The organism is Yoonia sp. F2084L (assembly GCF_023015625.1).
Taxonomy (GTDB): Bacteria; Pseudomonadota; Alphaproteobacteria; order Rhodobacterales; family Rhodobacteraceae; genus Yoonia.
The window spans coordinates 55,178-67,145 of the sequence record NZ_JALKAH010000001.1; the positions used below are offsets into that span (position 1 = coordinate 55,178).

Annotated in this window: 6 protein-coding genes; 4 read left to right on the top strand and 2 right to left on the bottom strand. The window is 57.6% G+C overall.

Annotated features, from left to right (window positions below):
- Positions 1-29: 29 nt before the first annotated feature.
- Positions 30-1,010 (top strand): glycosyltransferase, encoded by a 981-nt coding sequence (locus tag MWU60_RS00240; RefSeq protein WP_247225037.1) that lies wholly within the window; start codon positions 30-32, stop codon positions 1,008-1,010.
- A complete protein-coding gene (locus MWU60_RS00245; RefSeq protein ID WP_247225038.1) occupies positions 1,007-2,371 on the top strand; it encodes an oligosaccharide flippase family protein in 1,365 nt (454 codons plus the stop codon). Before MWU60_RS00240 ends, MWU60_RS00245 begins: the two co-directional genes overlap by 4 nt.
- Before the next feature lie 56 nt (positions 2,372-2,427).
- On the opposite strand, the gene MWU60_RS00250 is transcribed toward MWU60_RS00245, so the two are convergent.
- Positions 2,428-3,276: a glycosyltransferase gene (locus tag MWU60_RS00250; RefSeq protein WP_247225039.1), complete on the bottom strand. Its 849-nt coding sequence runs from the start codon at positions 3,274-3,276 to the stop codon at positions 2,428-2,430.
- Between the two features lie 179 nt (positions 3,277-3,455).
- Positions 3,456-4,160 carry a VPLPA-CTERM sorting domain-containing protein gene (locus tag MWU60_RS00255; protein WP_247225040.1) on the bottom strand — a complete coding sequence of 235 codons (705 nt, stop codon included), beginning with the start codon at positions 4,158-4,160 and terminating at the stop codon, positions 3,456-3,458.
- A 379-nt stretch (positions 4,161-4,539) separates the two neighbouring features.
- Between MWU60_RS00255 and MWU60_RS00260 the strand changes: the two genes are divergently transcribed.
- Both MWU60_RS00260 and MWU60_RS00265 read left to right on the top strand, forming a co-directional pair.
- Positions 4,540-10,977 carry a type I polyketide synthase gene (locus MWU60_RS00260; protein ID WP_247225041.1) on the top strand — a complete coding sequence of 2,146 codons (6,438 nt, stop codon included), beginning with the start codon at positions 4,540-4,542 and terminating at the stop codon, positions 10,975-10,977.
- Positions 10,978-11,967, top strand: coding sequence for a glycosyltransferase family 2 protein (locus tag MWU60_RS00265; RefSeq protein ID WP_247225042.1), 990 nt, complete (start codon positions 10,978-10,980; stop codon positions 11,965-11,967). It begins immediately after the preceding gene.
- The last annotated feature ends 1 nt before the right edge of the window (position 11,968 follow it).

The following is an 11,968-nucleotide window of genomic DNA, read 5'->3' on the forward strand; positions in this document are numbered from 1 at the left end:
ACAGCTCAGATGTCGCGGCGATCATCTTCATGACAGACCCACATCAGGATATTGGCGTCGTTATCATCGGCCGCAATGAAGGTGCCCGCTTGCTGGCCTGTCTTGCATCCTTGGGGGCGGACTGTGCGCGTGTGGTCTATGTTGACAGCGGGTCGACGGATGGATCGGTGGCAGCCGCACAGAATGCCGGTGCAGAGGTAGTGACTTTGGACACAGATGTGCCGTTCACCGCCGCCCGCGCCCGCAACGCAGGGATCGCCGCGTTAGAGCAGGGGGCCGTACCGACATTTGTTCAGTTTATTGATGGGGACTGCGCCTTGGATACGCAGTGGATTGCGACGGCGCGCAGGTTCCTGACCGACAATCCAGATGTCGCCGTGGTTTGTGGACGGCGGCGTGAACGCTTTCCGGACGCATCTGTCTACAACCGCATGTGTGACGCGGAATGGGACACACCTGTCGGAGAGACACAGGCTTGCGGGGGCGATGCACTGATGCGCTGGCAGGCGCTTGACGCCGTTGGCGGATACAACCCCGATCTCATTGCAGGCGAAGAGCCAGAGATGTGTTTGCGGATGCGCCGAAAGGGGTGGAAAATCTGGCGGCTGGATGCCGAGATGACATTGCATGATGCCGCGATGACGCGACTGGGGCAATTTTGGAAACGGGCCGAGCGCGCGGGCTATGCCGCTGCAGAAGGCCGGGCGATGTATGGTATCGCACCAGAGAAACACGGTGTCACGGCCACGCGGCGTGCGGTGCTATGGGGGATGGTCATACCGCTGATCATAGTGATCGGCTTGCTTGTTGCAGGCCCGATCGCATTGTTGTTGATGCTTATCTATCCCGCCCAGGTGGCCCGGCTTGCCTTACGCGAAGGCGGCGGTCGCTTTGCCTGGGAACAAGCCACACTCTTGACCTTGGGCAAGTTTGCTGAGACCCGCGGCATCGTTGCGTACCATTGGCGCAGATGGCGCGGCCATCAGGCGCAACTGATCGAGTATAAATGACAGATCCGACACCACAGCCCGCACCGCAGCCAGTCTCGCTTGGGCGGCGTGTTCTGAAGGCGGGCAGTTGGAGCCTTGTTCAGGTCGTCGTGGTCAACGGTTTGCGGCTTGCAAGTAACCTGATCATGACGCGCCTGTTGCTGCCGGATGCTTTTGGCCTGATGGCCATGGTCGGCATTCTGATCGCAGGTATGACGCTTTTTACCGATATCGGGATCAACCGTTCGGTAGCGCGCGAACCTGACGGTGATCAGGATCACTTCTTGCGGGCCGCGTGGGTTTTCAGGATTTTCCAAAGCATCCTGATTGCGTCAGGGGTGCTGTTGGCGGCGGTCTGTTTGTGGACCTTCGCGCCCACCTATGCAGCACCCGGGTCGGTTTACGCTGATCCGCGCCTGCCCGGACTTGTCGCAATCTCGGCTATCGTTCCTTTGATGTTTGGGGCGGAATCCATGTCGTTTGCGCTCGCGATGCGCAATCTCAAGCTTCAGTATGTCACCGTGATTTCGATCATTACACAAGCCATCCAAATTGGCGTAATGATCGTCTTTGCTTCGTTTTCCCCAACCGTATGGGCGCTGCTTGCGGGTATGATGACCGGTACCTTGCTTAAGAGCGTGGCCAGCCATCTCTTTGTACCGGGCCCACGCATGGGCTTTGTGTGGGATCGCGAAATCGCACTGCGCCTGTGGCACTACGGCAAGTGGTTGATGGGATCGTCCATTTTCTCTTTCGTGGCGCTGAATGCGGACCGGATCATTCTGGGGGGTCTAATGAGCGTTACCCTGTTCGGGATATTTGTCATTGCGCAGATCTGGATTGGGACCGTATCGATGGTGATCGGCCGTTTGATTGATCAGGTTGGTTTCCCCACGATCAGCGAAATGATCAGGACACGTCCCAAGGACGTACCACGGCTTTATCGCAAGCTGCAGACCGGCGTCGATGTTATGTGCATCGCGGCGTTTTTGACGATGCTGTTTGGAGGGCAACTGCTGATTGATTTGCTCTACACCGACACCTACGAAACCGCCGGCCGCTATACGCAGATCCTGTCGTTGTCTTTTTTGACGTTGCGGTTTTACAGTTTGAACACGCTGATCATGAACATTGGCAAGAGCAAGGAGATGATGTTCATCTCTGCCATGCGCGCAGCATCAATTTGCGTATTATTGCCGCTGGCGTATCATTATCTTGGGTTGGATGCGGCACTGCTGGTTGTCGCCTTGAATCCGCTAATTTCAAGCTTCTATGCGCTATCGCTCTTACGGCCGTTTCTGGGCGAAAAACAAGTGCGGTTTGATTTGCTGTGGGTGCTGCTGACCTTGTTGATCGCAGCATCTGTCTTCTATTACATCTAGGGCTACACGTCGGCGGATCAAAGCGTGGCAGAGCGTGTAGGTCACACCCCTGCCGGTCAGTCTCGACCGCGCCGCCAGATAAAGTCTTGGCCGTTCATTGTGCGCTTGGCCCTCAGATTGCTGACAAAGTAGACCGTCACAAATACCGCCGCGGAAAACGGCGTGCGAAACAGCCGCCAGATATTGTTACTTGTCTTGTTGCGCTGGCGGTCGTTGCTGATCAAGGCGGGATATTGTTCTTCAAGTTCCATATTTCCTTCGCTCCAGCGATGGCGGACATGCATCAGGTTGCCAAAACCTTCTGGGAGCGGCCAGTCATAGGTCGCTTTGGTTTTGAATCGCTCATGCGGCGCAAACTGAAGGCGCACAAAGCGGTCGTCGGAATAGATTGCGGGAAACTCGGCCCAGCGAGCGCGGCCCGCGCCATTCATTGCATAAAGGCCGATGCCCGGCACACCATCGCGAACAAAGGGCAGGTTGGACCACACCTTTGCGTAGGCACGGCTGACAATGCTGGCTGGGCGCGGAATGTTGATCGTGCCACTCGCATAGCGCGGTGCATTATCATCCAGCAGTTCAGATAACTCGCGCAGAAGGGTAGGGCTGATGATCACATCGGCATCGAGAAACGCTCGCGTTGGATATTTTGTGATAGCTTCCGCCTCGTTCAATGCGTTCATCTTATTGCCGCGAACGATGTCGAGCACCTTCAACGTGAACCCTTTGTCTTCTAATGCGGGTATCTTTGCCTGCGCCAAGGCAACGGTTTTGTCCTTACACCCGTTTGCCGCAACGATGACTTGAATCCCATGATCTGCGGGGAGGTCACTTTGTGCCATCACCGCATTCAGACAGGCCTCAATGTAGTTCTCTTCGTTGTAGCTGGGGATAATGACTGTGAGCACTGAAAAACCTATAGGAAATGGGTATTCGGGATATGCCGCCATGCGCGCAATGAAGCAAGAGCGGTATAGACCAATACATGCGATACCCGGCCACGTTGGTCAGCGATTTAACGATTTAATATGCGCCTAAAAGCAAGCCAAGGCCAGCCGGTGACAGTGTCAGCGACGAGTTGGCAATATCATGCAGCGGCAGATTTGCCAGCTCTGCGCTTCAATCCAAGTGCACCCAAACCCGTCAAAAGCAGCAGCCCACCTGCGGGCAGGGGTACTGCGGGTACAACAGGTGCCAGATCACCGGCAAAAGCCAACGAATCTGTATCAGAACTCCAGGTCATGTCACCCGTGAACCCGCCATCGGCGAGGCCTGTAAAATCAACAAGCAGATGTGTGAACGCATCTTCGCCTGTCAGGTGATCACCGATCTGTACACGATCCGAATAGCTTGCCCTAATTTCGCCTTCGAGCGCGTCGCTGTTGCCGGACCGCACACGGAATTCATGACCGACCTTGGTGGTTGGAGAGTTCCGGGGGTCTGAATCTACGTAGTCACCAACGTCCCAAATTGCGTTCGCACCAACGAGGTCAAACGCGAGCGATGCCAAGCTTTTTACAGCATTGATTGCAAAGCGACCATTAATTACGTCAATTGTTAGGTCGTTACTGATATGATCGGTCCCGGCTTCCCAGATTGAGTATGGGTTGGTGTAAACCCAATCCCAGACTTCAGTCGTGCCATCTGTGTAGGTGGCCAAAATGTCCATACCGACGAAATCACGGATTGCGGTTGCAGTATTACTCCGGATCCCATGCTCGGAATGATACGCCAGTTCCAGATCATAGCTGACCTCAACTGTCGCGGCGTGCACCGGCGATAAGAACGCCATTCCGGCGAAAGCTGTGGGGAAAAGGACCGCGCTGAGGAACTTCATAATGTACCAATCAATCAAAAACTAAAAAGTTACTAACACAAAAAAGACCGATGAGAAGCGATTCATGTAGTTTTTGCCCTAATTGATCAACAACCGGTCATTTTTGTATGATGCAAGCGAAGTAATCACAGCTCAATTCGGACATTGTTTCGGAAGGCGATGCAATGATTAACTGCCTGAAGTTGGGATAACCTGACTGGACTGTCGGTGCATCATCACGAATAATAGAGAGGATCTTGGTTAGCGGCTTCTTGTTGCTGATCTAAAGGTGACATATTTTTGACTATTCTTTGCAGTACCCAAGTGCTTGGCACGATAACATGTGGTTGATTTAATGGTTCTGAATTTATCTGACTTTGGCGCGGCTGAAACCGACATTGCGATTGTCGGCATGGCTGCCCACTTGCCTGGCTCGGACACGGTCGCAGCCTATTGGGACAACCTCAAGAACGGGATCGAATCGATCCGCCACTACAGCAAAGAAGAGCTGTTGGCGGCGGGCGAAGCGGCGCATCGCCTCAATCGTCCCGACTATGTGCCTGCGGCAGCCCCGCTTGATGGCTATCAGAACTTTGACACTGAATTTTTCGGCCTCTCCGCCAAGGAAGCCGCGATCATGGACCCCCAGCATCGGCGTTTCCTTGAGGTATCGTGGGAGGCATTGGAAAACGCGGGCCATATGCCCGAACACGCCAAGGGCCCCATCGGCGTCTTCGCGGGTTGCGGCATGGGCAGCTATTTCTACTTTAACATCTGCTCGAATCCCAAACTGGTCGACAATGTTGGTATGTTCCTGCTGCGCCACACGGGCAACGACAAGGATTTCCTGTCCACCCGTCTGAGCCATATCCTTGACCTTAAGGGGCCCAGCGTGAATGTACAGACCGCCTGCTCGACCTCATTGGTTGCCACGCATTATGCCGCGCAGGCCCTGTTGTCGGGGGAATGCGATACTGCCTTGGCCGGAGGCGTCACCATCGAGCTGCCGCAGGATCGCGGATATATCTACAAGGAAGGCGAAGTGCTGTCGCCGGACGGCCATTGCCATGCCTTTGACCACCGTGCACAGGGCACCGTGTTTGGATCGGGTGCCGGTGTGGTTGTCCTGCGTCGTCTGAAAGATGCAATCGCCGATGGCGATCATATCTGGGCGGTGATCAAGGGATCAGCGATCAACAACGACGGCGCTGCCAAGGCCGGTTATCTGGCCCCTTCTGTTGATGGGCAGGCCGAGGCCATTGCTGAGGCACAGATGATCGCGGACACCCCCGCCGACACCATCGACTATGTCGAATGCCACGGCACCGGTACCTATCTTGGTGACCCGATCGAGGTTGCCGCGCTGACCCAGGCGTTTCAGGAAACAACCGATGAGGTCGGTTTTTGCCGCATCGGTTCGGTCAAGACCAATATCGGCCATCTGGATACGGCCGCCGGTGTTGCCAGTCTGATCAAGGCCTCGCTGTCGCTGCACCACAAGCAGATCCCGGCGTCATTGGGTTTTGAAAAGCCGAACCCGGCGATTGATTTCGAAACCTCGCCGTTCAAGGTCAATGATACGCTGACCGATTGGATCAGTCACAAGGGCCCGCGCCGGGCCGGTGTGAATTCACTGGGGGTGGGTGGCACGAACGCCCATGTGGTTCTACAGGAAGCCCCCGTTTTGCCTGCATCTGAACAGTCTGAATGGCCGTTCCAGATTCTGACTGTTTCGGGCCGGAACAAGGCCGCACTTGATGCCAACTGTGCCGCACTGGCGGCCCATCTGCGCGATAACCCCCAACAGCCGCTTGCCGATGTGGCATGGACCCTGCAAAAGGGCCGCCGCGCGTTTGAGCGTCGCCGTGTGGTCGTGGCCGAGACCCATGAAGATGCCGCTGCACAGCTAGAAAAGAACGATCCGCGCCGCGCGTTCAGCCATACGGTCGTGGGCGAAGACCCGGACTACGTTTTCATGTTCCCCGGCGGTGGCGCGCAATACGCAGGCATGGCGCGGGATTTGTATGAGACTGAGCCGGTTTTTGCGGAATGGATGGACCAAGGCCTCGATATTCTGCAACCCAAGCTGGACTACGACATTCGCGCGCTTTGGCTGCCAGAGCCAGGTCAGCAAGAGGCTGCCGACGCCAAGCTGACCCAGCCGTCTGTGCAATTGCCGCTGATCATGATCGTTGAATATGCGCTGGCGCAATTGTGGATGAGCTGGGGTGTTAAGCCCGCCGCCCTGACCGGTCATTCGATGGGTGAAAACACCGCCGCCTGCGTGGCTGGCGTCATGTCGTTCGAAGACTGCATCGGGCTGGTGCATCTGCGTGGCAAACTGTTTGATACCGTGCCAGCGGGCGGCATGTTGTCGATTGCCCTGCCCGCAGATCAGCTTGAACCGCTTTTGGGGGATGATCTTGATCTGGGTGCGGTCAACGCGCCGCAGCTAAGCGTGGCAACAGGCCCGCAATCCGCCCTTGATCATCTTGAGGCGCGGCTGAAGGCCAAGGATATCGACTGCCAGCGCATTCCAATCGATATCGCGGCACATTCGCGAATGCTGGAACCGATCCTGAAGGACTTTGGCGACTACCTGCGGTCGATTGACCTGCACGCGCCGCAAATTCCTTTCACCTCGAACCGCACAGGCGCGCTGATCACAGATGAGCAGGCGCAGGACCCCGACTATTGGGTTGGCCATTTGCGCGGCACGGTCCGGTTCGCCGATTGCCTGACCACGCTCGCCGAAAAAGACGACCGTGTGTTCATCGAAGTTGGCCCCGGCAAGGCGATGTCCTCGCTCGCGGGACAACACGGCAAGGTGACGGCGAACCAAGTGATTTCCAGCCTGCGCCACCCCAATGACGACATTGCAGATGACGCCTATTTTATGGCGATGCTGGGCCGCGTCTGGGCTGTCGGCGGTACGTTCGACTGGGGGCAGATCTGGGGCGACGCGCGGCGCTTGCGCGTGCCGCTGCCCACCTACGCGTTCCAGCATGCCGCGTATTTTATCGAACCCGGTACGATCACATCAGACGAGGCCAGCGAATGGCTGACCCGCGCGGAGACACCTGAAAACTGGGGCTATCGCCCCGCGTGGCTGCCCCGGTATGCCGCTTGTGATGTGGACGTGACCGGCGATCTGTCCGAGGTAGAAAAGCAAACTTGGCTGGTCTTCGCAGATGATGCGGGCTTGGCAGGATCAGCGGCGCAAAGGTTGCGCGATGCAGATCACGATGTGATCACTGTGCGTCCCGGCGATACGTTCGCTCGCGATGGCGAAGGCGGTTATTTCATTGCCCCTGAACGGGGCCGCGAAAGCTATGACCAATTGATCGCTGATCTGAATGCGCGCGACCTCATCCCCACCCGTATTCTGCACGGTTGGATGATCACGGCTGACGACAGTTTCCGCCCCGGCTCCAGCTTTTTTCACCGGGTGCAGGAACAGGGGTTCTATAGCCTGTTCTTCCTTGCGCAGGCCATCGGCGGCGAAGACCTGCCCGGCGATATCCACATGACTGTGCTGACAAATGGAGCAGCGCAGCACAAAGACGAAGCGCTGCCGTATCCTGAAAAAGCGACCCTCGCAGGCCCCGCCCGCGTTGTTCCGCGCGAATTCCCACATGTGACGGTGGCAACGCTTGATCTGCTGCTGCCCGCCCCGACAGGCCGTAAAAAGCGTGGCCTGACGAAGGCAGAGACTGACCAACTGGTTGATCACATCCTCGAAGATGCATTGGCCGATCCCGGTAATAGCACTGCGCTTGTGCGCAATGGCAAACGGTTCGAACTGACCTATAAACCTGCAGCATTGACCGATCTGCCGGACGGCCCGCTGCCTGTGCTGAAAGATAAAGGCGTCTACCTGATCACCGGTGGTTTTGGTGGCATCGGCCTGACGCTGGCGGAGGCCCTGATCAAAAACAGCAACGCGCGCATAGCACTCGTGTCGCGCAGCGGTCTTCCCCCACGCGATGCTTGGGAAACGACATTCAAAAACACGCCGCCCACAGCATCACTCGCCCGCCGCATCAAGGCGGTGCAAGCGTTAGAGGCATTGGGCGGTGAAATCCTGCCCGTTGCCGCAGACGTCAGCAATGTCGAAGATATCCGCGACGCGCGTGCCCAGATCGAAGCGGCCTTTGGCCCCGTTAACGGCGTGATCCATGCCGCAGGTCACATCGACGACGCCCCGATCATGGCCAAGGATGTGACCAGCATCGAAGACGTCTTTGCCCCCAAAATTCACGGCACGCAGGTCCTGGACGAAGTGTTCCCCGACGGTGATTTGGACTGGCTGGTACTTTTTGCTTCCAGTTCCACCGCGACGGCACCCATCGGGCAGGTCGATTATGTGGCCGCGAACGAGTACCTCAACGCCTATGCCAAATCGCGCAGTGGTGGCGAAACCACCGTGCGCGCGATCAACTGGGGCATCTGGGCGGATGTGGGTATGGCTGCGGATGCGATGGAAGCCCGGACCGGCACGGTCGCACCTGCCGAAGTCATCGACGTGAACGCCCCAATGCTTGATCAAGCGACGTTCGACCGAGCAGGCGCGCGGGTGTTCACGGCGTCTTATACTGTCGCTGACCGGTGGTTCCTTGATGAACACCGCACCAAGGCGGGCGACGCGCTGGTGCCCGGTACCGGCTATTTGGAAATGGCTGCCGAGGCGCTGCAAGAGATGGGCGAGACAGCGGAATTTGAGATCCGCGACCTGTACTTCCTGCGCCCCTTTGCCGTGGGCGACACAGGGTCAGTCGACCTGCGGCTGAGCCTGCCGCGCAGCGACGCGGGCTATGAGTTGTTGGTCGAAAGTGGCACAGACAGCGCCTTCGCGCAAAACGCACAAGCCAGCTTGCAAATCCTGCCACTGGCCGCCCCGGCACCCTTGGATATCCCCGCGATTGCCGCACGTTGTGAAGCGCCCATAGAGGCAGGCGACCTCGGCTGGATCGCGTCGCCGCAAGAGGCCCACCTAAAATTCGGCCCGCGCTGGCGTGTTTTGCAGTCAACTGCATTTGGAGACGGCGAAGGGCTTGCGACATTGGCGTTGCCGGAAGCCGCCGTGAATGATCCTGCTGCAGGTTACCGCCTACATCCGGGCATGATGGACCTTGCCACCGGTTGGGCGATGAAACTGATCAAAGGTTATGCCGCGCAGCACCTTTGGGTGCCAGTGTCCTATCGGTCGGTTAAGGTTTACGCTCCGCTGCCCGCGCAAATCGTTAGTTGGGTGCGCAACGCGCGCGACAATACATCCGACGGTGACATTGCGAGCTTTGACATCACGCTGGCCGCCCCTGACGGCACCATTTGCGTTGAAATAACTGGCTTTTCAATCCGGCAAATGGCTGAACTGGCAGGTTTCGGTGCGCAAGAAGAGGTGAAGACTTCTCAGGCTGAAGATGAAGCCGCACGCCCCCTGTCCCCCGCAGAAGAACGCCTGCGCCACAACCTGTCGCAAGGTATTCGCGCCGAAGAAGGGGCGGACCTGTTCCTGCGTGCGCTGATCAGCCCGCATCAGCAGGTCATAGTGTCATCGCTCGATCTGGATGCGCTGATTGCGCAAGCCGGCCAAAGCGATGACGAGGATGCCGAGGACGGGCAGAAATTCTCGCGTCCGCAGCTCGACAGTGATTTTGTCGAACCCGAAGGACCCATCGAAGAACGGCTGGCCGCGTTCTGGCAGGACCTGCTCGGCGTTGACCAGATCGGTGCAGAGGACAGTTTCTTTGACCTTGGCGGCCATTCTCTGATCGCGGTCCGCCTGTTCGCGCAAATCCGCAAAGCGTTTCAGGTCGATTTCCCCATTTCGGTCCTGTTCGAGGCGCCCACAATCCGCAAATGCGCCGCGCTGATCGCCGAACGTGGTGTCACGGTCGAGGGTGAGGATGCACAAGCTGACGCGCCTAAGGCGCCGACCCGCCGGTTCACCCATCTGGTGCCCATGCATCAGGGCGAAGGCGGGCGCAAACCGCCGTTTTTCCTTGTTGCCGGCATGTTTGGCAACGTGCTGAACCTGCGGCATCTGGCCCATCTGATTGGCAGCGACCGGCCTTTTTACGGGTTGCAGGCGCGTGGTTTGCTGGGCGACGAAGAACCCCACCGCACGATAGAGGCGGCGGCCACGGATTACATTGCCGAGATGCGGCAAATTCAGCCGCATGGGCCCTATCATCTGGGTGGTTTTTCGGGTGGCGGGATCACCGCCTATGAGATCGCGCATCAGTTGCGTGCGCAGGGCGGAGAGATCGCCGCACTCGTCTTACTTGATACGCCTTTGCCGGTGCGGCCCGGTGTGGACCGCGCGGACAGGCTGCGCATGAAGTTGCAGGATATCCAGCGTGGCGGGCCGGGGTATTTCTTCAACTGGGCGAAATCACGCATCGCCTGGGAACTCGAAAAGCGGCAAGGCCGCGATGAGAGCGCCGAGGAAGGTCAGCAGTTCCACAATCTTGCGATCCAGGACGCGTTTTTGGAAAGTGTGGGGGCGTATCAGGTCAAACCGTGGGACGGCACGCTGGCCTTGTTCCGACCGCCACTTGTTGCTGAATGGACGGTTGGTGGACGGCTGATCAGTCGCGAACGCGTCTATCTTTACGACGATAACGACTGGACCAAATTTGTGCCGCATATCGAGGTGTTTGAGGTGCCGGGCGATCATGACAGTATGGTGCTGGAGCCCAATGTGCGTGTGCTGGCCGCCCGTATCCGGCGCTATTTGGAGCGTCCGGTTGTGGCTGCACCGATCTCTTACAAGGAAGCGGCTGAATAGATGTCTGACCCGCGTATTCTGACCATCGTGTTGAATTACAAAACCGCAGAAATGACACTGCGCGCCGCTGATGCGGCCCGTGTCGCCATGCAAGGCCTGCCCGGTGAACTGGTGATTGTTGATAACGACAGCCAAGACGGTTCGTTTGATACCATCAGCGCGCATGTGCTGGCGAGCGGTTGGGACAATACACGTGTGATCCAGTCAGGTCGCAACGGCGGCTATGGTGCGGGCAATAACGTGGGCATCAGGTCCGGCATGTCGGATGGCAGCAGGCCGGATTACGTTTATATTCTGAACTCTGACGCCTTTCCCAAACCGGATGCCATCAGAGTGCTTTATGAGCACTTGAACACCACACCCAGCACCGGCTTTGCTGGCAGCTTCATCGAAGGCGAAGATGAGGTGCAGCACATCACGACCTTCCGCTTTCCCTCGATCTGGAGTGAATTGGAAGGATCCATTCACTTTGGGCCCGTCAGCAAACTGTTGAAGTCCTATCGCGTTCCCCGCGAGCTGACCGAGACTGTGCCAGTTGACTGGCTTGCCGGGGCCAGCGTGATGATGCGCCAGGATGTGCTGGACGACATCGGGCTCTTTGATGAGACGTTTTTTCTCTATTTTGAAGAAACAGACCTGTGTCGTCGCGCCCAAAAGGCAGGTTATCAGGTGATGTTTTTGGCCGATAGCGTTGTCACGCATCTGGGGTCGGTATCCACAGGTATGAAAGAATGGAAGCGTGTCCCCGACTACTGGTTCGCTTCACGCTGGCATTATTTCAGCAAGAACCACGGACGCGCATACACAGCCTGCGCGACCTGTTTGCACTTGATCGGCGGCAGTCTGCATTGGCTGCGCTGCAAACTGACGGGCAAGACCCACAAAGGTGCGCCGCATTTTCTGCGCACCTTGGCCCGTCACGATGCAAAAGCCCTATTTACGCCTCAGCGGGAGCGGCCCATGCAGCCAAGCCCCCAAATTGGAGAATGAT

Bases quoted from the DNA above. Each gene is read 5' to 3' on its own strand.
- MWU60_RS00240 (WP_247225037.1), top strand. From the start codon at position 30: ATGACAGACCCACATCAGGATATTGGCGTCGTTATCATCGGCCGCAAT.
- MWU60_RS00245 (WP_247225038.1), top strand. From the start codon at position 1,007: ATGACAGATCCGACACCACAGCCCGCACCGCAGCCAGTCTCGCTTGGG.
- MWU60_RS00255 (WP_247225040.1), bottom strand. From the start codon at position 4,160: ATGGCGTTCTTATCGCCGGTGCACGCCGCGACAGTTGAGGTCAGCTAT.
- MWU60_RS00260 (WP_247225041.1), top strand. From the start codon at position 4,540: ATGGTTCTGAATTTATCTGACTTTGGCGCGGCTGAAACCGACATTGCG.
- MWU60_RS00265 (WP_247225042.1), top strand. From the start codon at position 10,978: ATGTCTGACCCGCGTATTCTGACCATCGTGTTGAATTACAAAACCGCA.